Origin of the sequence: Pseudoramibacter alactolyticus ATCC 23263 (assembly GCF_000185505.1) — a bacterium.
Lineage (GTDB): Bacteria > Bacillota > Clostridia > Eubacteriales > Eubacteriaceae > Pseudoramibacter > Pseudoramibacter alactolyticus.
The window spans coordinates 470631-491792 of the sequence record NZ_GL622359.1 but is presented as its reverse complement, the minus strand read 5'-3'; the positions used below and the strand labels follow the sequence as shown (position 1 = coordinate 491792).

Sequence of the window (21162 nt, the reverse complement as noted above, 5' to 3'; positions counted from 1 at the left end):
TCGGTACACAAGACCGACTTTTTAATGTCAAACACAATAACTTGAACAAGCACCCACATGCACGTTCATCCGCGAAATAAATTCTGCGAAAATGACACACTTTAACCTTCGATAGAAATAACCTTGTAATCTTTGTCTTCGACGGCTTTGGTTAATACGGCGTCGTCGACATCCGCATTCAGCTCGACAATAGCCACGCCGGCGGTGTGGCTGACCATCGCTTTGTCAACCTGCTCTAAACTTTCCAGTGCCTTGGCGACCGTGTTTTCACAATGACCGCACATCATGCCTTCAATTTTAATGGTTTTTTTCTGCATTTTTGTTTCTCCTTGATTTTGCTGGTTATTGAATTTCTTTTCTGAGTTGCTGTTTATTATGACATCTTCTGTCGAACGATGTTTGGGCGCCATTTTTTTATCTCTCGAAGGATCGTCCATTTTGAAAAAATTGAGGCGCAAAGCGTTCGTCACAACACAAAAGCTCGACAAGCTCATCGCGGCCGCACCGACCATCGGATTCAGAAAAGGCGCCCCGAATAAAACATGATAAAGGCCCGCTGCCAGAGGAATCCCGATGACATTATAGAAAAATGCCCAAAATAGATTCTCGTGAATATTTTTTAAAGTCTGCCGGCTCAAACGAATGGCTGCCGGTACATCCAAAAGCCGACTTTTCATCAATACGGCGTCCGCCGCATCAATGGCAATGTCTGTACCAGCGCCAATAGCAATGCCAATATCGGCTCGGGTAAGCGCCGGCGCATCGTTAATCCCATCGCCGACCATCGCGACCTTACCGTTTTTCTGCAAACCTCGGATCACGGCTTCCTTGCCGTTGGGCAACACGCCGGCCACCACTTTATCGACCCCGGCCTGATCGCCGATGGCCTTGGCCGTGCGCTCATTATCGCCGGTAAGCATAACCACCTGAATACCCATGCCTTTAAGTTGTTCGATCGCCTCGCGGCTGTCCGCTTTAATCACATCGGCCACTGCGATTGCGCCGAGCAACGCGCCGCCCTTAGCAAAAAGCAGCGGCGTCTTGCCGGTCGCCGCCAATGCTTCCATCCGATTTTCAAACGCAAAATCGATAGCCGCCTGTGGCTTAAGGTATTGCAAACTGCCGCCGATCAGCCTTTCCCCAAGATAAGAAGCCGACAGGCCATTCCCCGGCAATGCCGAAAAATCTGTCACGACCTGCAGCGCGATCCGATTTTCTTCTGCATAATCCATGATCGCTTTTGCCAGCGGATGCTCGCTTTTAGCTTCCAAAGACGCAGCTAACTGCACCAATGTCGATTGATCCACGCCGTCCGCCGGCAGGATATTTGTCACCTTGGGCGTCCCTTCAGTGATCGTACCGGTTTTATCCAGCGCAACAATTTCAATTCGTCCTGTTTCCTCCTGGGCAGCGGCCGTTTTAAACATGATGCCCTGCTTGGCACCCATTCCAGACCCGACCATGATGGCAACCGGTGTCGCCAAGCCCAGCGCACAGGGGCAGGAAATCACCAATACCGAAATTCCGCGCGCCAACGCAAATCCAACGCTTTTCCCGGCAACCAGCCAGACCGCAATCGTGACCAGGGCGATAGCAATAACCGCCGGGACAAACACACCAGAGACCTTATCTGCCACCTTGGCAATGGGGGCCTTGGTCGCCGCTGCGTCCGAAACCGTTTGAATGATTTGCGACAATGTAGTGTCTTCTCCCACCCGTGTCGCACGGCATTTCATAAACCCAGATTGATTGAGCGTCGCTGCTGAAACCCCATCACCCTCTGCTTTATCCGTTGGAATGCTTTCGCCGGTCAATGCCGATTCATCCACTGCTGTAGCGCCTTCAAGCACAATACCATCCACGGGAATGTTTTCTCCCGGGCGCACCACAAAGGTATCACCGATGACCACTTCTTCAATCGGGACCGTCATTTCCTCGCCAGCGCGTTCGACCACCGCCGTCTTGGGCACCAACTTCATCAAACTTTTAAGGGCATCCGTCGTCCGCCCTTTGCTCATGGCTTCCAGCATCTTCCCAACGGTGATCAGCGTAACAATCATGGCTGCTGATTCAAAATAAAAATGATGTCCCATCTGCATAGCCATCTGCGCGTGACCCTCAGACAAGTGCTTGGTCATCCCGATGAGCACCAACGCCGAATAGCCGAACGCCGCCGATGACCCCAGGGCCACCAGTGTATCCATATTGGGTCCGCCCATGAAAAGCGACCGGTAACCACTGGTAAAGAACTTCTTATTAATAAGCATCACCACAATGGCCAAAAGCATTTCAAAAACGCCTATTCCTACCATGTTATCCCTGAAGACCCACGGTGCCGGCCAGTTCCACATGGAAACACCCATCGAAAAATACATAAGCATGAGTAGGAAGCCGACGGAAAGTGCCAGGCGACGCTTGAGCTTCAGCGTTTCATGATCCTCTAAAGCAGCCAGCGCTGCTTCGCGATCGGCAGCACCTTGTGCTTTCTCTTTCCGGATACCCTTCGGTGAAGCTCCATAGCCAGCATTAACCACCGCCTGAATAATAGCCGATTCGCTCGCTGTTCCCTCAACGCCCATAGAGTTCGTCAAAAGGCTCACCGAGCATGAAGTGACCCCTTCAACTTTGGAGACTGCTTTTTCAACACGATTGCTGCATGCCGCACAGCTCATCCCCGTTATATTATATTGTTCCATTGTCCACTCCAACTGTTTCAATCAACGGATTCAATACCTGTCACCCGATAGTCTAAGCGTTCGATAACACGTGTCATCTCTTCGTCGGATACTTCTTTTTCCAATTCAACTTCTGCCCGTTTTTGTTTCCAATCGACATGTGCCACAACGCCGTCAATGCGGTTGAGCTGACGTTCAATTCGCTTTTGACAATTTTCACAGGTCATTCCCTCAATGTGAATCCTCTTTTCGCCGATTTTTTTGCTATTAAGTTTCTTCTCTTCGGCAATAATCGCTTCTCCGCCGCTTGCACAGCAACTGCCTTCGCTGGAAAAACGCTTTCTTGCACTCCGGACCCCGATAATAACCGCCACTGCCAGCACGGCAATGATAATTATGGTTGCAGCCATTTGAATACCTCCTGATCATTATTTCATCAATTTTGAGAGGACCCGGATAAGTTCTTCAACTGTGCCTTCTTTATCCGCTTTAATATCCTCAACGACACAGGTTTTAATATGATTTTCGAGTAACAGCTTATTAAAGGAGCGCATTGCCGCCGTCACCGCTGCACTCTGCGTTAAAATATCCGGACAATAAGCATCCTTCTCGACCATTTTCTTAATACCTCGCACCTGCCCTTCGATTCGATTCAAACGATTGATCAGGCATCGGTATTCTTCATCGTCCCTTTTTTTATGCCGAATACAACAGGATTCATCTGTATCAGGATGAATCGTTTGGATCTTTAAATTTTCTACTGTCATCTTTTCCTCAATACTTTCCCTTTTCATCTCCAGAATACCCCATTAGGGTATCTTTTTAAAATATTCTATACCCCATAAAGGTATTTGTCAAGTCACTCTTACTCTAATATTAAAAAAAATATCCTGGTTGGGATATTTTAAAATGACACTCTTCAGCTGGCGATTGCACTTTTGAACCAATATGTCCATGACGTCACCGGCGGCATCATCGCTCGTACTGTTTCAGTATTTCGAGAATTTTTTTGGCATTCCCCGCCTGATCCTTTACGGAGGAACCAAAATTGTAACAGTTGATGGCAATTTTCAGCTTCGATCCATCCTTAGTTTTAATGACAAGGCGCTTCTGCTTTGAAATCAAGGAACCACTGATCTTCAGTTTTGTGAACTCATCGTAGCTGACCACATATTGCCCGATCATCTTGTTGACTTTCAGCGTTCCGGTTACTGCGAGACAAAGGTGCCGGTCGGTCACACCTATGTAACAATACGTATTTGAAAGAGCACCTAACGCCAGAACGGCAATCGTACCGCCCATGATGGTCGCCCATCCGCCGGCGATATATTGTTCGCCTTCCGGAAGAATACTGCTCAGCATCTGTTCCTTATCCGCTTCATTCATAACCAAAGACATGACTCTGTCCCTCCTGCATATAATAAAATCCGTTGTGTATTGTTCAAACGCTATCCCGCCATTTATAACCCGAATTCTTTGTATGAGAAATATGATTCTTTGCATGCGGATTGTTTTGTTTCCCCTGTTGGACAGCCCATCAAAGGAAGGCTCATTCGCATTTTAGCGGCGGTGACTCACGTTGCCGCTGCATTATAACAAATTTAAAATATTTTAGTCAAACCGCTTTGCAGCATGAATGATTTATGTTTGTCGATAAACTAATGAACCGCTCGTCAATTTCTTTTGCAAAATATGCCACCGGTTTTTCAGAAATAAAAATTTTCTTCATGAGGCATCATTTTATCTGTCCCGGATCAAGATGGCTTCTTAATTTGACATTCTTTGCTAAATTCTTCTGCATTATCCGCCCGGCGTGATTTATCCGTGATCATCAGAACCACCGCAGCGCTTTTAAATATGCATAACAAAATCTTTTCGCTCGGATAACTGACCTTTCACTTGGGCATCATCCCACTTGAAGAAAACATCGTGATGGGTCACGGTGTCAAAGCCCATCGCCTTGCACAAAAATTCTCCGTTCGCCTTCAAATAGTCCGTCGCCGATTGATGCTCAGCCGGTAAAAGAGCGTTTTGTCCGCACGTTCAAAGGCCTCTTCAAACCGCCGATTAACAGCCTGTGTTGCAAGGTTTTGCATGCATTGGCTTCTCTCATATTTGACAGCTCAAAACAAACAGAAAACACGCCATCATGAGCAGATCGCTTATTTTTATTTAAATTATTCTTGACTTTTAGTTTTTTCCTATTGTATTATAACATTAGTACAAAAGAACGAGAGGTTTTTTTCATGTCTTTAAAATCCAAAATTTCCGCCCACGTCCGAATCATTCCCAAAAATAAAAAATGGCTCATCATTTTCATCCTTATTCTGTTGGCAGCCATCATCGGCGGACGTGCCCTTTACTCAAAGCAACATCCAAAGCTAACCTCGGTTAAGGCAACCTCGCTTCGACGCACCAACTTAACCCGGACCATCACCGCCGATGGCTATGTGGCCAGTCAGACCACGCGCCAAGTCAGCGATACTTCCGGACAACAGGTGCAATACATCGATGTCAGTTTAAATAACAACGTAAGTCGCGGCACCCGTTTATGCACCCTTTATAATGCAGAGACGCGCCGAACGACCGGCATTTATGCTCCCATTGCTGGCACCATCACCCATATTGGCGCCGTTAAAGGCGCGCCTGCCAACGGTGAACTTTTTACCATTCAAAACACCGGCAATCTTAAAGTAATCATGCAAATCAAACAAGCCGATATTGCCAGTGTGACCACCGGCAAAGCGGTCACCATTACTGCCGAAGGCACCAATCGGCAACATTACCGAGGCGTTGTCGCCAGCATTTCCCCCGCCGCTGAGGGAAGCGAATCAATCGGCAGCGCGGCAACGGCAAACAGCAATAACGACACCGCCGGAGCAACTGCTAAAGACAGTTCGGCAATTTTTGAAGCGAGCGCCAACATCAACCGCCCCACCGACGGACTGCGCATCGGCATGAAAACACACCAGGAAATCATCGTAGCCACACATCAAAATGTGCTCTCCGTTCCGTTTGATGCGATCACAAAAAATGAAAAAAATGCGGATGAACTCTTTTACGCCACCAAGAAAAAGGACGGCACAGCTGTGGTTCATGCCCTGCCGGTAACCTTGGGGCTTCAATCTGACTCACAAATCGAAGTGCAGAGCGATCGCCTGCGGGATAACATGCTCATCATTCTCAATCCGGCGAAATTGTCGGATGGCCAGCGCGTGCGCATTCAGCATTAAGGAGATAATATGGCAAATGCTTCAAACACAAAGCGACCACCTGTCATCCAGATGGCACGCATTGTCAAGAAATACTTTATTGACACGCCCAACGAATTAACGGTTCTGCACAATGTGGATCTAACCATCTATCGGGGCGAATTTGTCGCCCTCGTCGGCCCGTCAGGATCCGGCAAATCCACGATGATGAACATCATCGGCGCGCTGGACCGTCCCACCTCAGGCACCTACACCCTGGACGGGTTGATGATGGATGACGTCGCCGACAAAAAACTCTCGCAAATTCGCAATCAAAAGATCGGCTTCGTCTTCCAATCTTTTAACCTCATCCCGCGCACATCGGCTTTAAGCAACGTTGAATTGCCCATGCTTTACGGACAAACCAAACTCCAGGCACGTCACAAAAGAGCTAAAGCCCTGCTGGAATCCGTGCAGATGAGCGCCTGGGCCGATCACCACCCCAACGAGCTTTCCGGCGGACAAAATCAGCGTGTGGCCATTGCCCGCGCCATGGCCAATGATCCGCCGATTATTCTGGCAGATGAACCCACCGGCGCGCTGGACACTCACACCGGCCGCATGGTCATGGATATTTTTCATCACCTCCACCGCCAAGAACAGAAAACCATTGTGCTGATCACCCACAATACAGAGCTTGCCGAAGAAGCCGAACGCGTCGTTACCATCAAGGACGGATGCATCATCGGCGACCGTCCAGGCATCCAGTCGAAAGGAGGCCGTGCATGAACCTGCGGGAAAATATCGGTCTCGCTATCAACAGCCTGAAAAACAATAAATTGCGATCAATTTTGACCATGCTGGGCATCATCATCGGCATTGCTTCCGTCATCGCCATTGCTTCTATCGGCTCTGCCATCAGCAGATCGCTCAGCCAATCCCTGCAAGATATCGCGGGCAAATCCATCGATGTGAGTGTTGAAGCCCGAAACAGCGAAGCAGCCATAGAACCCCGATCCGCAGATTTAATCACCCAGGACATGCTAAAGGCTTTTAAAACCAAATTTGCCGGGCGCATTCAGGATGCCGGCGTCTATACTGCAGGGGGCAGCGGCCATCTCGACGATCTTCGCCAGAGCAAAGTCACCCTTTCCGGCGCCAACGCCGGCTATTTACATTTTCGCGGAGTCAAGCTGATTTCCGGGCGTTTCTTCTCCAACGACGATATCGACAACACCCGCTCGGTGGCCCTTATATCTCATTCTCAGGCGCTTAAAACCTTCGGACATGCGGATCCCGTCGGGCGACATGTCACGGTGAGCGGCGATACCGCAACCAGCGATTTTCGAATCATCGGCGTTTATAAAAACGCTAAAAGTGATCAAAATCCCTTTTCATCCAATATGTCAAACACTGCTGACACCGTCTATATTCCTACGACCATGGCTGCCAATCTAACCGGCACAACTGCCAACTACGGCGAAATGATCGTTACCGTCCGATCTGATGCGAACACGGAATCGCTCAGCAAAGATATTCGCCAGTGGTTCAATACCCGATATTACGCCAACAATACGCAATTTCATATCGGAACCATCAATATTGAAAAAGAAGCGGATCAGATCAATCAGCAAATGAACACCCTTTCGACCGGCATTGCACTGATCGCTGGCGTTTCCCTTCTGGTTGGCGGTATCGGTGTTATGAATATTATGCTTGTTTCCGTCACCGAGCGCACCCGGGAAATCGGCATTCGCAAGGCTCTCGGTGCCAGCAACGCCGATATCCGGCTACAATTTATTATCGAAGCGATCATCATTTGCATTATCGGTGGACTGATCGGCATCACTGTCGGCGGCGGCCTCGGTGCCTTGGGCGGCATTCTTCTTCATATTCAAGTCTACCCTACACTGTCGTCAATCATTACTGCTGTGCTCTTTTCCATGGGGATCGGCATTTTCTTCGGTGCGTATCCGGCTGGCAAGGCAGCCAAGCTCAACCCCATCGACGCACTGCGCTACGAATAAAACCTCTCACAATAGATTTACAAATAAAAACTCCACGACCCAATTTTTAATATGCACCCTCTTTACTGGACACGCAGCAAGGAGAGTGCATATCAGTACATATCATTGGGAGCGGAGTTTTTTGTTGAATTCTTATTGTAATCGCCGGCTATCGAATCACTTGATTGTGAATATCCTGCATTTTGCGATCCGTCTCAGCAATGGTATCCGCACATTCTTTCAACGCTGCGGCCGTCACTTCCGGAACCACTTTACTCGCCGATTTATAACGCAGCTGATGTTCAAGGCTGGCCCAGAAATCCATGGCAATTGTACGAATCTGCACCTCCACCTTCACCGGCTGCTTATGATCCGACAAAAAAATCGGCACCTTGACCACAATGTGCAAACTGCGATAACCGCTGGGCTTGGGATTCTTAATATAATCCGTCGTTCGCAAAACTTCAAGGTCATCCTGGGATTTTAACAATTGACTGACGGCATAAATATCCTCAATATAAGGGCAGACCACGCGCACGCCGGCAATATCGTTTAAATTTTCAACTGCGGAATCCACCGAAATCGGATAGCCCTTTCGCCCCAATTTTTCAACAATGCTCTTCGGCGATTTGACCCGAGAACTCATGGTGTGAATCGGGTTGCGTTCGTGCAGACTTTGAAATTCATCATTCAAAATTTCCAGCTTGGTGCTGATCTCCCGAATGGCCGATCGATAGACCATCTGTAAATCAAACATCTCTTTCAAAAGATGCTGCGCTTGTTTATGCGGATCTACTTCACTATCATCAGCAATAATTGTTGGGTCAACATTTTCCAAAATTTCGAGCATCGGGGTTTTATCGGTTATTTTCTCATTGAGCATACAAGTCCTGCTTCCCTGTCAAATCAAATTCTGTGGATTGCCTTCAAGCCAGTATCGAACATTGTCAAAAACTATCACGGCCCGCTGATAAAGAGCTTCCTTTGTGGCATAAGCCATGTGCGGCGTCAATATGCAATTCGGTGCTTTGAGCAACGGATGATCCACTGGCAATGGCGGTTCTGTTTCAAATACATCAATACCCGCTCCAGCGATGCGGTGAGTGCTCAAGGCATCCGCTAATGCCTGATAATCCACCAAAGGTCCCCGCGCTGTATTGATAAGAACCGCATCCGGTTTCATCAATTGTATTTCACTTTCTCCAATCAGATGGGCCGTTGCCTTTGTCATCGGCACATGAAGGGAAATCAAATCCGCTTCGCACATCAAGGTGTCCAAATCGACATAGCAAACACCAAGAGCTTTGGCTTCTTCCTTCTCTGTGCGGCTAAACCCTATGAGGTGACAACCAAAAGCCTTCGCCAGTCGGGCCACATGCAAACCGATGGCCCCTGTTCCGATAATGCCAAAAGTTTTTCCCGATAACTCTCTGCCCATTGCAAAGACCCCTGATCCTTGCCGAAGGGTGCGATCCGAAAGGGAAATCGTTCGGAACAAATCGATGGCAAGCCCCATCGTCAGCTCCGCTACGGCTGCCGTAGAATACCCCGCCGCATTACAGATCGGAATCTTCCGCTCGCGCAGATACTCCACGTCCACATGATCCACCCCGGTAAAGGCAACATCGACCATCTTCAGCGCGCTGCAATGGGACAGGACATCGCGGCGCAGGGGTTGATTTGCCAAAATAACGACGTCTGCATCACAAACCCGTTCAATCAGCGCCTCGGCTGTTGCCGCACGATTTGGATAGGCCACGATTTCATGGCCATCTGCGCGAAGCAACATTGCCAACGCTTTAAAAGCGTCTTTGCTGATTCCCAATGGCTCCATTATTACAATCCTCATTTATCGACCTTTCAAATGCCTATTTAATCTTTCTGTTCATCATCAAAATCACCATCTGATGTATGCTGTTCCATCATAGCTTGCACAGCTGTACTGCAATGGCCTCGAGACATTAGATTACGCTTGATTCGTGCCTTGAGCTCCCATCCATGATATCCCTTTCGACTTTGCATCCGGTAATATTTTGCATAATCCTGCTCAAGCGCCGCCGAATCCGTCTCGTTTTGTTCATCAAAATTCTGATCTTCTTCCCGATTAACCTGAGCCAAAAGCGGGCGAATGGTTTCAAAGCTAAAACCACGCCGCTGCATCCATGCCGCTATTTTTTGCCTGCGTTTAACATAGGTATCTGTGCGATATTTGTCCTTTGCGGTCTCAAAGGCTGCCCTTGCATTCCTTATCTCATCGTCTTCTGAAATATAATCCTCCAATGTATGCAAGGATTGTTCAGACACCCCTCTTCGTTTGAGTTCCCAGCGCAACCGCGACTTTCCGAAATGTTTATACAATTGGTTTTCTTCGCATACCCGCGCGATATAAGCTTGATCGTCCACGTAACCATAATTTTTCAGCTCTGCCATGCAAACTGCGATTTCCTTCGCCGTATAATTTTTTTTCCCCAAATACTCGACCATCTCCTGCTCTGTGTGGTCGCGATAGGATAAATAATCCATCGCCACGTCAAAGATAAGCCGATGCCGATTGTTTTTTCTTTGTTTCGTCTCCGGAGCGTTATCCGCGATACGACTTACTTTTCCCTGATCGTCCACGATAAATCTCTGCCCCATCAAATCCTCCTTTAAAAAAATAAAATTGATCGTTTGAATGGGTTTACTTCTTTTTAATTATGATATATCATTTTCCCAAATTCAAACTTTAATTGAATCGAGGTCTCTATGCAATCTACCATTACTTTTCCGGAAGTCGAATCCTTCTCTTTCTTCCGTGATCTTTTAAACGATCCGATTATGATCCTTTTCCGAAAGCTCGCCAAGGATTATCAGTCACAGCCTGGCAATACGGTGCTGATCCAAGATGATTATTTTAAATTGAAGGCCGCCCTTCTGGCCTACAGTTTTGATAAAAGCGAAGCCTATCAATACGCTAAAACGCCTTGGAAAGACTGGATTGTCGCGGCTGTCATCGGCGACGATAACCCCTTGGGCCGACTTTTCGAGCGTGGGATTATTCAGAAAAACCATCCTTTCAGAGGAAGCATGCTGGCAGATTTTCAAATTCTGACGCGCTTGTATCATTTTGATTGGCAAACTTTTTTAGCATTCACTGATCTGGATGAAAATAATATTTTCGACGCTGTTATTTTCTTTCCTATACCCCCTCATGACACCATCGCCCGTGCTTTCGAAGCGAAAGATATTGATGTGATTTTCACTGCTGTCAACCATTATATTCACGATTACGGCCTGGGTATTTTCGAAAATAATATTTGTTTTAAAATCGACGACACTGGCGTATTGGTCCCCATCCCCGCGAGAATTTATAAATCGATGGACGACCTCGTCGGCGTCGAACGTCAAAAAAAGGAATTAATTCAAAATACCCAATCCTTTATCGACCATTATACCGGTCTGAATGTTTTGCTTCAAGGTGATATGGGCACTGGGAAATCCACGATGATCAAAGCCCTTCTCGAAACCTTTAAAGGCACCAAACTGCGCATGATCGAATTCAAAAAGGATCAGATTGGGGCCATTCCCGGTGTTATCGCCACCATTAAAGACCGCCCTTATCCCTTTATTCTTTTTGTCGATGATCTTTCTTTTGATGACAAAGAAGACGATTTTAAACTATTTAAAAATATTTTGGAAGGATCTCTTGAAGATAACCCTCAAAATGTTTTAATCTATGCAACGTCCAATAAGCGGCATTTGATCACAGAAACCATGAGCGAACGCACTGACGCTATTCACCAGCGGGATGTGATTGAAGAAAAACTCAGTCTGAGTTCCCGCTTCGGATTGGTGATCCCTTTCACCGCGCCGAATCAAAAAGAATATCTCAGCATTGTGCACCAAATGGCTGCAATCGCCGGCATTAACATCGATTCCAAAGATTTGGACCGAAAGGCCATTCAATGGGAATTACGGCATTTGAATCGTTCCGGACGCACCGCCGAACAATTCATCAATTATCTGCTGATTCACAAAAATTAAGCCGCCAACGCTTCGAGCATTTGCTCGGGGCGTTTTCTTTTGCACATTTTTTTCGTCACCATGTCTTTTTAAATACTTTTTTGCTATATCTTCTCCAATTTCTGCCTTTATTATAGACGTTTTCAATGCTACATTATTAATGGATTCAAGTGGATTTATCGTTTTGTAAAGAAGAGGCTGCAATGGATTATCAAAATTTAACCGCAGAAAGCGTCATTCCCTATATTAAACAGGAGACCAGACTTTTCCCGGACAATGTCATTTTAAAATCCTACGAAATCGGCGTCAATGGCAGTACGGCCGACGGCGACGGGTTTATTAATTTTGTTTTTCGCGTGTGGGACGAAGTCACCAATCGCTCTGTGATTGTCAAACAGGCCCGAAACTACGCCCGCACCTTTAACACCACCCGCGACATTCAAATGCAGTATCTTCCGGAACGCAATACCATTGAAGCCGAAATTTTGAAAATCAAGTACGCCATCACCCCGGAATATATTCCGAAAATCTATTGGGTGGATGCCGCCAATCATCTTTATATTTGCGAGGATTGCAGTGATCTCAAAATTCTTCGTTTTGAGATGATGGCCGGCCACGCTCCGGAAAAAGTCCCCTATATGATCGGGAAACTCGTGGCCAAAAATAATTTTTACACATCGGAACTTTATCTATCGCCGGATCTCCATCAAAAGCTCACCGCTCACTTTGCCAATCCCGAAATGCGCAATCTTTTTGAAACAATCCTCTTCCTCCACGACGAACACCCGCTGGGTGATCCCCACAGCGATTCAAACGCCGATCCAATTCGGCTGGCAATGGGTGACATTCCGTGGAAAAGCCATGCATTCCGAACCGAAATGCTCAAACTTCGTCATATCTATATGGCCAAATCCGAATGCCTGATTCATTCTGACCTTCATACATCCAATATCATGATTGATGATAACCACCTCAAAACCATCGATATGGAATATGCCTTTGTCGGACCCTGTTCGGCGGATGCCGGCTATCTGATAGGCAATTTCATCTATGAATACTTGCGCTGGTTTTATATAGACGATGCCGATCTCGCAGAATCAGCCAAGCACATGCGCCGCCGGGCTTTGCATTATATCCGGGGTTTCCTCGAAAGCTATCGCAAGGTCTTTAAAGATTGCTGGCAAAAGGATGTTCGCTCCACGTATCGGGGCTTTGACGATTATTGTGATTATTTGTTGGAACAATTCTTTCACGAGGCCATCGGTTTTATCGGCTGCCAGATTATGAGCCGTGTCGGCGGATGTGTTCCCCTGCCGGATTTCGATACGTTGCCCAGCCGAAAAGACCAATACGAAGCTTGCCGCATCAGCCTGATCATCGGCCAGTACCTGATCATGCACCGCAATGAGATCCATACCATCGACGCTTTAATCGACACGATTCAGACGCTGACCATTCAAAGCCGTCTGCTTTTTAAAAGGGCTGATGCCTGGTAATGCATTAAAAAACCGCTCATTAATGAGCGGTTTTTTTAATGTTCTTCTCTAATTTTCATTTCTGGCTTCGATATTTCGCAAATTAATCTTTTCCGCCACCAACAGATGTTCGTGAAGCAAAGCTGCCAACGCTTCTAAATCACAATCATAGATCATTTTCAGTATCTGCTGATGTTCCGTTAAGGTATCGTCGATGCGCCCCGGTTGTTTAAACGACATAACGTTCAGCCAGAAAATTCGATACATAAAATTCCGATAGATGGCAAGCATCGATTCGTTGTGCAGCGATTGAATCATCGATCGGTGAAATTCGTAATCTTTGCGGGCAAAAGCTTCCGCGTTTCTGTCCCCGTTAATGATCGTCGCCTGAGCCTTCACTTTTTTTTCCAGTTTATGCAAAAAGAATTGGCCATCTTCCGTATCCTGGTTGGCCATCAAGTGCTTGAGGCAATAAAATTCCAGCGCTTCCCGCATTTGATACGTCTCTACAATATCTTCTCGCGTCATCAGGTGCACCTGAAATCCCTTGCTTGGCAATACATCCACATAGCGCTCCTGCTCCAAGCGCAACACCGCATCCCGAAACGGCGTTCTCGAAATTTCAAACTGGCTCGCCATTTTATTCAACGAATAGATCTCTCCGGGTTCAAGTTCCCCGTTTTTAATCATTTCTTTAATGGTCTCGTAGGCTTTTTCCTGTAAAAGATAATTTGCTTTCATCACTTTATCCGGTCCTTATTTTTGCTGATATCTTATTATAGGCTGTTTTGCAGTGCCAGACAAGTTTTGCGTGTCATAAATCCCGCGAATATTGACACAAGTCATCTAAAATACGCTACAATAATAAAGATCATTATTTCATACAACTTGGGAGGCCCTATGATTGCACTGCTGCTTTTTAAACAAATTTTCGTTCTCTTTCTCATGATGGGCATGGGCTGCGCCATTGTTAAAAGCCGATTTCTAAAATCGGACGACAGCAAAATTCTGTCAACGGTTTGCCTGTATCTGGTCGTCCCCTGCATGCAGATTAAAGCCTTCCAGGTTCACTACACAAACACTGTCCGCAACGGATTTTTATTGGCGCTGACCGCCGCCGTGCTCATTCACATTTTGCTCTTTGCCATCACTTATGCCTTTAAACGCCCTCTTCATTTGACAGATGAGGAAACGGGCAGTATCCTCTATTCCAATGCCGGCAATTTGATCGTCCCGCTGGTCACAGCCATTCTCGGCACGTCCTGGGTGATCTACGCTTCGGCTTTCATGTTTGTCCAGGGCATTTTGCTCTGGTCTCATGGCAAAGCCATAATGCAGCGGCAAAAAAATTTTAACCTGCTTCAGATCTTGGGCAATATCAACATTGCTGCTACCCTTTTGGGTGCTGCGCTTTTTTTCTGCCGGATCAAATTGACCGGCATTATTGCCAACACCATCTCTGGCGTCGCTGCGATGATCGGACCCATCTCGATGATCGCCATCGGTATGATCCTGGCCAATGTTCAATGGGGCAAGCTTTTCACCAACCGCCGCATTTATTGGATCGTTGCATTAAAAATGATTGTTTTACCGACCATTATTCTCCTGATATTAAAATACACGCCGCTTCATACTTTGCTTCCCCAAGGCCGGATGATTTTGCTGGTCAGCCTGCTGGCTGTGATTGCCCCATCCGGTGCCACCATCCCACAGATGGCCCAGCTTTACAGCCGCAATGCCGATTATGCCAGTTCCCTCAATGTCATCACAACTTTAATTTGCATCGTGACCATGCCCTTGCTGACTTTGCTTTATCTATGGTAGATCAAACTGCTTTCATTAAAAAATCCCGACTGTTTTTTTCAGTCGGGATTTTTGTTTGTCCCTACATTTCAATATCTGCGATGCACACCACCTGACTGGAATCCAAACCTTTAATGCGCAGCGGTGCATTGGTGAAAAATTTAATCCTGGCACCTTTGGGGATATCGGATAAATGCATATCTTCAATCCCGGTGCAGAATTTACCGCTGTAATACCCCAGTAAATGACGATGGCAATCCGGCGGTAGCTCCCCTTCCGGGCACTTGTCCGATGCCGATCCGATGGCAAGAAAATCCATCCCTATGGTTTTAAGATTCGGGAAAGTTTCCGTCAAATAGTCGCCGGCTGACGGTGCAATAAAAGCGCCTTGATTCTGGTAAATATTTTGATCGGTGTCACGGTATTGTTCCAAGCCGGTCCGAATCAATGCGCAGGATACCGTCGACAAAATGTCGGCAAAGGGTTCGAGATCCTTTTTATAGATGCCTTCCACAGGTCCCTTGGGGATTTCAAGCAGTGCCACCTTGGTGTGTGTAAAATATTCGATGGGCAGTTCGTTGATGGACAGCCCGTCTTTCACAAAATGACGCGGCGCATCCATGTGCGTGCCAAAGTGATTCGGCAGCTCCGAAACAAAACTGCAGAACGGACAATCGTCCGAAACGTCTGTACACTGTATGGTCTTCACCACCGGTTCTCCCGGCCATGCGTAACCATCGGGATCCAAAATGTGTGATAAGAATTGGAATGCCATAATTTTTCCTCCTAAATTTATTACAAATTCATTTAAAACAATCCAGGCAGAACACCTTGAAACAAACTTATAATGACCACGCAGATAATCGCAGTGACCGATGCGATTGTTCCACCGGCCGTATAAATTTTTATCGTGTCCTTTACACTAAATCGGCCAAATCGGTTAATCACCCAAAAGCCCGAATCATTTGGCAAAGATAAACCTATGCCGCCAGCACAAATTGCAATGGCAACCAAAACAGGCGACACGTTTGGCATGCCAGAAATAACAGAAGCAAAAATTGCCGACGTTGTTACCAGCGCCACTGTTGTCGAACCTTGTGCTGCCCGAAGCACCAAACTGACAGCATAAGCCATCAACAAGATAACAATAGTCGACCCGCTTACCGCCCCCATCATGCCATTTGTCAAACCTTTGCCGATGCCCGAGTTGGTAATAATCTGTCCAAATGCACCGCCGGCACCGGTTATTGCCAGAATGAAACCCGCTTGTGTCGTTGCCTTTGTTACCAAATCGTCAAAACTTTCCTTCAGATATTTTCTTAGGCAAAAGAGAGAAGCCAAGACACCAATCAAAAGTGCAATATTTTTATTGCCGATGAAAGCAAAGAGTGCGTAGACAACACTCTTCTCCGGAAAAACCATTGTAATAATGGTTCCCACTAAAATAATCAGAATCGGTAAAATAATTAGAAAAATTCCCAGTTGTCCCGAAGGCTGCTTGTCGCGGCTGTTTTCCAACACAACGCTGTCTGTTTCTTCGTCTTCAAAAGCCTGAGCAAAGTCATCTTTAAACTCTGGGCGCCGTCCGAGCATCTTTCCATAGGCGATGCCCCCGGCAAGCGTAGCCGGAATGGAAACAATAATTGAATACAAGAGAAAGAATCCGATATTCAATCCCATCGTTCCAGCAACTGCAACCGGCCCCGGTGTTGGGACGACCATCGCATGGGTAGTGATTAATCCCACGGCAAGGGCACAAACCAATGTCGCAAAAGGAATTTTCCCTTTTCTTGAAATAGATTTTACCAAGTTAACCAAAATGATAAACGCGGCATCAAAAAAGACCGGAATCGAAACAATATATCCTGTCATATTGATGGCTAACGCGGCGCGTTTTGTTCCTGTTTTCTTCAACAAAAGTGCCGCAATCTGCTCTGCACATCCCGTCACATGAAGAATTTCGCCAAGAATAACGCCCAAAATAATGAGAATCCCGATGGACTCCATGGTACTGCCAAAGCCAGCCGACAAACCCTCAGCAATTTTCCCGGGGGCCATGCCGGATAATCCTCCCATGATGATGCCACCAAAAAGCAATGCCAAAAATGGATGCAAATTAAACTTAATGATGGTTATTAAAACGAAAATCAAAGCGACCAAAAAAGCCGCAATCAACACACTTAAATTCATCTCTCCGCCTATGCTTTCTGTATGGTTCTCCCATATCCTAAAACCCAAGCTTATCCACTGCCTCCCATACAAGCGGACAGCCCTTTACGCCATCAATTTTTCTGCTGCATCCCGAAGAGTTTCGATCCCGCCGACATTCCCCGGAAAAATCACATAAGGGGTCAGAGGGAATTTGCTTTCATCCCCGGTTTGCCAGACGGGAATCCCCGGCTCAATCTGCCCCAGCACATTCGCGCGCTGAACGGCCAGTGCTTTGGTGCCCACATCCGAGGAAGTGATCCCGCCCTTGGCGATAACAAAACTGGGAACCACCGACAGCCGGCCAACCAGGGACTGCACAGCATCCGAAATTTTAACAGCCAAACGCAGATCGTCTTCTTTATCGCCGGTATCTGCAGTGATCAGCTGACGCGTGGTGAAAACGCAGGCCGTCCTTCCCGATTGAATGATTGCTTCTTCCGCAGCAAGGCAACGATTCACTTCTTTAGTAAAGGCCGCATCGTCTTTAACCAGTGTTGCATCCAGCTCGACAAAATCGATGGCTGGATGCCCCCTGAGATATTCAACCTGCTTGGTCGTTTTTTCCGTGTGGGACCCAACGACAATCACGCCGCCATTCGTCGTTTCCTGAACAACCATATCTTTGCGGGTAAGCAACGGCTGATCGCTGACGCCCCCCATCACCTTCACAAGCGCCGCGGCAGAGCGGAACATGAAGTTTTTCCCCTTGGCCATCGCTCGAAATAACGCTACACAAAAGACCTTCACGTCACAATAATCGATCGCATTCATAACGATCTTATTAAAATCGGACACGGACATCAACTGAGCTTCAATCGCGTCGTAACGGCAGGCTCTTAAATCATCAAGTGAAATACTGATGACGTGTGCCGCCTTAAAAGCCCCCTGCGTCTTTTCCTCGATATATTCTTTAATGTCACTTTTGGTATAGCCAAAGGTTTTATCCTTGGCAAATTCCGTTTCCGCGGCAGGAATCAACTGATCGCCATCCTGCACATAATGCACATCGTCAATGGTGAAACGGCCGCCTTCCTTGAAAAACGGACACATGACTTCACCGTCGATCGTCCGACCCGTATTGGCCTCGTATGCCTTCTTGAGCAAAATGGTTTCCAGTGGATAATGGCCTCTGAGCGTCGAATCGGACCGCGAAATATACAGATAATCCTTGCCTGTTGATTTTGCAACCGAATCGACTGCCGCAGCGATTTCTTCGTGCGCCGCCGTGGTTTGTTCTGCCGTAAAACCGCGGGAATTCGTCAAAATATAAAATAAGTTATTGCTCTCTGCAAAGGCCTGTTCAATGGCGGGTTTCGTCCAATTAGTGTAAACCGAGATATCGTGAACGGTTTGAACCCCGGTGGGATCATCGTCCAGCACGACAATTTTTTTCTGATTTTTAGCAATTTCAGCCTGAAGCAACGCATCAACTGCGGTTTCGTCGACCGACGGAAAAGTCTTTAAAATTTTTGCATCTAATGCCATGGTTTCAATCCGTCACTTTCTTGACTTCGACATCGGCCAATTTTTCAAAATACTGTACGATGCCGCCATGATCGTCATCCATATGACCGTGCACTTTCAGCGTCTGCAAAATTTCGTACAGCTGCGCCGAATATGGCACCGGTACATCCAAAGCGTGCGCCGTGTTCACCACGTTTTTAATATCTTTGTGATTAATCGAGATTTTACCGCCCGGTTTGAAATTGCGATCGACAATCATCGGGATTTTGGCGTCTAAAACGGCAGAGCCGGCCAACCCGCCACGGATCGCTTCATAAACCTTTACCGGATCGGCGCCGGCTTTCGTGCCCAGCACAAACGCTTCAGAAACCACCGCAATGGTGTTGTTCACAATGCACTGATTGACAAGCTTGGTCACAGATCCCGAACCAATGTCTCCGATCAAAATTGCAGAATTTCCCATAATGTCAAAATACGGCTTCATCGCGTCAAATGTTGCCTGAGAACCGCCGCACATAATGGCTAGCGATCCGGCGATGGCTCCCGGCTCTCCGCCGGATACCGGCGCATCCATAAAGCTAACCCCAAAAGGATTCAAGCCCTCTGCGCAAGCTTTTGATTCGACCGGCGTTACCGAACTCATATCACAGACGACAGCACCTTTACGCAGTGCTTTAGCCAGCCCCTCTTTGTCAAACAACACAGATTTTGAAATGTCACCGTTCGGTAAAATCATAATGATCACATCACAGGCTTCTCCGATTTCTTCATAGGTTCCCGAAACGGCGCCGGCACCAACAATTTCCGCAACCGCGGTCCCGTTAATGTCGTTGACCATTAGATCCACACCGGCCTTTAACAGATTAAACGCCATGGGTTTCCCCATGATCCCCAAACCGATAAACCCAACTTTTGCCATTTTATCCTCCCCTATTTTTAGGTATTTTAGAGATGAATTACATCTGATAGCATCATTATATAGTATACCGGTATATCGGTCAAGTGTTTTTAAAATATTGTCATTAACATCGCTGCGAATATTTTCGGAAAATTTGTCAAGGTCATAAGGCAAGTTTCTTTGATAATTCGATCAATAAAAAACAGTAAGTCTTTTTTGATTTACCGTTTCTTGATTTGTTGTATTATAACTTTTATTGATTGTTTCGATTAAAAAAGCGCCAAAATCATTTTACTTTCTTTTGAAATACGGCCACTCCAAAAAATGGACAAAGCTCAATTGTCTTTACTAATTTTAATGCTGCATGTTCTGCCCAATTTTCAGCTTCTTTGATAGAGTAAAACCAGTTATCCTTTGGACTATTTTCCCTCATGTCATTCACTGTATATGCTTCACTGCTTACAAGATAAGGTTCAATATCTTTTTTATATATTTCATCTGGAGTCGTTTCTTTGAGAAGATACCTATAAACCTTGTCAAACCGTTCAGGATCATCTTCTGGATCAAATAAAATCATGGTATCGCACAAATAAAAATAACCACCATCTGCAAGTACTTTTGAAATATTTTCTAATGACTTTTCTTTATAATCCCATGGCACTTGATGAAATGCTAACATACTAATAACTTTATTAACGTTTTGGTTATAATTTAATTTTTCAAAACTTCCTTGAATGTATTTCACATTTCCACCGCTACGATTGATAGCTTCCTGTAGATTATCTGCATTTGGCTCAATACCTATAACTTCATCTGAAAAATCACTACAAGCCTTTGAAAAATTTCCCCAACCGCAACCTATATCCATAACCCTATCACTTTTTTTCAATTCAGCTAATTTAAACATAAGATTAACTAAGTATGGTTTGCTTTCATAAGTTTGTCTGCCATCAGGACTAATTAATTTATGAATATATTTATTTAATATTTCCGTCCAATTGGTATTCACATTTTCATCTCCTTATCCTATATTTTTCTAACATTTTTAATAATATATTATATCATTTTTACTAAAGTTTTTGTCCTTGATTTGATCTCTTCTTATTTCTTCTTCATGTTGCCATATGCTTATTTCAGTGCCGCAAAATACTCGCACCGAACAGTCTTTGCTTCCGGCACAAATTCCATTGCTCCCCAACAATGCATCATGCCCCTGCCAATATGCGCCTTGAACGGCACACCGTGCTTCTTGCAAGCTGCTTTCATATCCGGCAGGTAAGCGATCATGACCTCCCTTGTTCCATAAAAGACGTCAATTGATGGAAATCCGGTCAGATCACATAGAATGGGACTCAGCAAATATGCTTCATCGCCTGTTGCCAGCATATGTGCTATACGGTCAAAAAAGCGCGGCGGAATCATTACGTCCTGTACCGA

Annotated in this window: 20 protein-coding genes; 6 read left to right on the top strand and 14 right to left on the bottom strand. The window is 46.2% G+C overall.

Annotated features, from left to right (window positions below; all coding sequences use genetic code 11):
• Positions 1-101: 101 nt before the first annotated feature.
• The 4 genes from HMPREF0721_RS02365 to HMPREF0721_RS02350 all read right to left on the bottom strand — a co-directional run bounded on the left by HMPREF0721_RS02365 (position 102) and on the right by HMPREF0721_RS02350 (position 4073).
• On the bottom strand, positions 102-2696 hold the full coding sequence (locus HMPREF0721_RS02365) for a heavy metal translocating P-type ATPase (RefSeq protein ID WP_006597936.1): 2595 nt from the start codon (positions 2694-2696) through the stop codon (positions 102-104).
• Positions 2697-2713: 17 nt separating this feature from the next.
• On the bottom strand, positions 2714-3085 hold the full coding sequence (locus HMPREF0721_RS02360; RefSeq protein WP_006597935.1) for a heavy-metal-associated domain-containing protein: 372 nt from the start codon (positions 3083-3085) through the stop codon (positions 2714-2716).
• Between the two features lie 18 nt (positions 3086-3103).
• Positions 3104-3442, bottom strand: coding sequence for a metal-sensing transcriptional repressor (locus HMPREF0721_RS02355; RefSeq protein WP_050787006.1), 339 nt, complete (start codon positions 3440-3442; stop codon positions 3104-3106).
• 205 nt (positions 3443-3647) lie between these two features.
• On the bottom strand, positions 3648-4073 hold the full coding sequence (locus HMPREF0721_RS02350; protein ID WP_040639850.1) for a hypothetical protein: 426 nt from the start codon (positions 4071-4073) through the stop codon (positions 3648-3650).
• A 785-nt stretch (positions 4074-4858) separates the two neighbouring features.
• Between HMPREF0721_RS02350 and HMPREF0721_RS02345 the strand changes: the two genes are divergently transcribed.
• From HMPREF0721_RS02345 to HMPREF0721_RS02335, 3 genes are read left to right on the top strand one after another with little or no spacing between them, the layout of a single operon-like run.
• Positions 4859-5908 carry an efflux RND transporter periplasmic adaptor subunit gene (locus HMPREF0721_RS02345; protein WP_207635232.1) on the top strand — a complete coding sequence of 350 codons (1050 nt, stop codon included), beginning with the start codon at positions 4859-4861 and terminating at the stop codon, positions 5906-5908.
• Positions 5909-5917: 9 nt separating this feature from the next.
• The gene (locus HMPREF0721_RS02340) at positions 5918-6655 is read left to right on the top strand and encodes an ABC transporter ATP-binding protein (protein ID WP_006597930.1); all 738 of its coding nucleotides are present in this window, start codon (positions 5918-5920) and stop codon (positions 6653-6655) included.
• Entirely contained in the window at positions 6652-7893 is a 1242-nt protein-coding gene (locus HMPREF0721_RS02335) for an ABC transporter permease (RefSeq protein ID WP_006597929.1), read from the top strand. The genes HMPREF0721_RS02340 and HMPREF0721_RS02335 overlap by 4 nt, the downstream gene beginning before the upstream one ends.
• A 148-nt stretch (positions 7894-8041) precedes the next feature.
• Here the strand turns inward: HMPREF0721_RS02335 and HMPREF0721_RS02330 are convergent, their stop codons facing one another.
• From HMPREF0721_RS02330 to HMPREF0721_RS02320, 3 genes are read right to left on the bottom strand one after another with little or no spacing between them, the layout of a single operon-like run.
• Positions 8042-8755, bottom strand: coding sequence for a GTP pyrophosphokinase (locus tag HMPREF0721_RS02330; RefSeq protein WP_006597928.1), 714 nt, complete (start codon positions 8753-8755; stop codon positions 8042-8044).
• A gap of 18 nt (positions 8756-8773) precedes the next feature.
• Complete coding sequence (locus HMPREF0721_RS02325) at positions 8774-9721, bottom strand: NAD(P)-dependent oxidoreductase (protein ID WP_006597927.1); 948 nt, start codon at positions 9719-9721, stop codon at positions 8774-8776.
• Positions 9722-9744: 23 nt separating this feature from the next.
• Positions 9745-10491 (bottom strand): regulatory protein RecX, encoded by a 747-nt coding sequence (locus HMPREF0721_RS02320; protein ID WP_169310198.1) that lies wholly within the window; start codon positions 10489-10491, stop codon positions 9745-9747.
• 126 nt (positions 10492-10617) lie between these two features.
• Here HMPREF0721_RS02320 and HMPREF0721_RS02315 point away from each other — a divergent pair, with 126 nt between their 5' ends.
• On the top strand, positions 10618-11895 hold the full coding sequence (locus HMPREF0721_RS02315) for an ATP-binding protein (protein ID WP_006597925.1): 1278 nt from the start codon (positions 10618-10620) through the stop codon (positions 11893-11895).
• A 182-nt stretch (positions 11896-12077) separates the two neighbouring features.
• Positions 12078-13370 (top strand): phosphotransferase, encoded by a 1293-nt coding sequence (locus HMPREF0721_RS02310; protein ID WP_006597924.1) that lies wholly within the window; start codon positions 12078-12080, stop codon positions 13368-13370.
• Positions 13371-13418: 48 nt separating this feature from the next.
• Here HMPREF0721_RS02310 and HMPREF0721_RS02305 read toward each other — a convergent pair whose 3' ends face one another.
• The gene (locus tag HMPREF0721_RS02305) at positions 13419-14090 is read right to left on the bottom strand and encodes a GntR family transcriptional regulator (protein ID WP_006597923.1); all 672 of its coding nucleotides are present in this window, start codon (positions 14088-14090) and stop codon (positions 13419-13421) included.
• Positions 14091-14249: 159 nt separating this feature from the next.
• On the opposite strand from HMPREF0721_RS02305, the gene HMPREF0721_RS02300 reads away from it, so the two are divergent.
• On the top strand, positions 14250-15173 hold the full coding sequence (locus tag HMPREF0721_RS02300; protein WP_006597922.1) for an AEC family transporter: 924 nt from the start codon (positions 14250-14252) through the stop codon (positions 15171-15173).
• A gap of 61 nt (positions 15174-15234) precedes the next feature.
• On the opposite strand, the gene HMPREF0721_RS02295 is transcribed toward HMPREF0721_RS02300, so the two are convergent.
• The 6 genes from HMPREF0721_RS02295 to HMPREF0721_RS12065 form a co-directional block, all read right to left on the bottom strand.
• Positions 15235-15927, bottom strand: coding sequence for a cyclase family protein (locus tag HMPREF0721_RS02295; protein WP_006597921.1), 693 nt, complete (start codon positions 15925-15927; stop codon positions 15235-15237).
• Positions 15928-15959: 32 nt separating this feature from the next.
• Complete coding sequence (locus HMPREF0721_RS02290) at positions 15960-17342, bottom strand: GntP family permease (RefSeq protein WP_040639849.1); 1383 nt, start codon at positions 17340-17342, stop codon at positions 15960-15962.
• Positions 17343-17426: 84 nt separating this feature from the next.
• Positions 17427-18848: a four-carbon acid sugar kinase family protein gene (locus tag HMPREF0721_RS02285; protein ID WP_006597919.1), complete on the bottom strand. Its 1422-nt coding sequence runs from the start codon at positions 18846-18848 to the stop codon at positions 17427-17429.
• A 4-nt stretch (positions 18849-18852) separates the two neighbouring features.
• Positions 18853-19746: a 2-hydroxy-3-oxopropionate reductase gene (garR, locus tag HMPREF0721_RS02280; RefSeq protein ID WP_040639848.1), complete on the bottom strand. Its 894-nt coding sequence runs from the start codon at positions 19744-19746 to the stop codon at positions 18853-18855.
• A gap of 265 nt (positions 19747-20011) precedes the next feature.
• The gene (locus HMPREF0721_RS02275) at positions 20012-20734 is read right to left on the bottom strand and encodes a class I SAM-dependent methyltransferase (RefSeq protein WP_040639847.1); all 723 of its coding nucleotides are present in this window, start codon (positions 20732-20734) and stop codon (positions 20012-20014) included.
• A gap of 119 nt (positions 20735-20853) precedes the next feature.
• On the bottom strand, positions 20854-21162 hold a 309-nt coding region (locus HMPREF0721_RS12065), incomplete at its 5' end, for an alpha/beta hydrolase family protein (RefSeq protein ID WP_006597916.1).

Coding starts and splice junctions, on each gene's coding strand:
- HMPREF0721_RS02365 (WP_006597936.1), bottom strand. CDS start 2,696: ATGGAACAATATAATATAACGGGGATGAGCTGTGCGGCATGCAGCAAT.
- HMPREF0721_RS02315 (WP_006597925.1), top strand. CDS start 10,618: ATGCAATCTACCATTACTTTTCCGGAAGTCGAATCCTTCTCTTTCTTC.
- HMPREF0721_RS02310 (WP_006597924.1), top strand. CDS start 12,078: ATGGATTATCAAAATTTAACCGCAGAAAGCGTCATTCCCTATATTAAA.
- garR (WP_040639848.1), bottom strand. CDS start 19,746: ATGGCAAAAGTTGGGTTTATCGGTTTGGGGATCATGGGGAAACCCATG.
- HMPREF0721_RS02340 (WP_006597930.1), top strand. CDS start 5,918: ATGGCAAATGCTTCAAACACAAAGCGACCACCTGTCATCCAGATGGCA.
- HMPREF0721_RS02300 (WP_006597922.1), top strand. CDS start 14,250: ATGATTGCACTGCTGCTTTTTAAACAAATTTTCGTTCTCTTTCTCATG.
- HMPREF0721_RS02305 (WP_006597923.1), bottom strand. CDS start 14,090: ATGAAAGCAAATTATCTTTTACAGGAAAAAGCCTACGAGACCATTAAA.
- HMPREF0721_RS02330 (WP_006597928.1), bottom strand. CDS start 8,755: ATGCTCAATGAGAAAATAACCGATAAAACCCCGATGCTCGAAATTTTG.
- HMPREF0721_RS02325 (WP_006597927.1), bottom strand. CDS start 9,721: ATGAGGATTGTAATAATGGAGCCATTGGGAATCAGCAAAGACGCTTTT.
- HMPREF0721_RS02285 (WP_006597919.1), bottom strand. CDS start 18,848: ATGGCATTAGATGCAAAAATTTTAAAGACTTTTCCGTCGGTCGACGAA.
- HMPREF0721_RS02355 (WP_050787006.1), bottom strand. CDS start 3,442: ATGACAGTAGAAAATTTAAAGATCCAAACGATTCATCCTGATACAGAT.
- HMPREF0721_RS02290 (WP_040639849.1), bottom strand. CDS start 17,342: ATGAATTTAAGTGTGTTGATTGCGGCTTTTTTGGTCGCTTTGATTTTC.
- HMPREF0721_RS02360 (WP_006597935.1), bottom strand. CDS start 3,085: ATGGCTGCAACCATAATTATCATTGCCGTGCTGGCAGTGGCGGTTATT.
- HMPREF0721_RS02350 (WP_040639850.1), bottom strand. CDS start 4,073: ATGTCTTTGGTTATGAATGAAGCGGATAAGGAACAGATGCTGAGCAGT.
- HMPREF0721_RS02335 (WP_006597929.1), top strand. CDS start 6,652: ATGAACCTGCGGGAAAATATCGGTCTCGCTATCAACAGCCTGAAAAAC.
- HMPREF0721_RS02295 (WP_006597921.1), bottom strand. CDS start 15,927: ATGGCATTCCAATTCTTATCACACATTTTGGATCCCGATGGTTACGCA.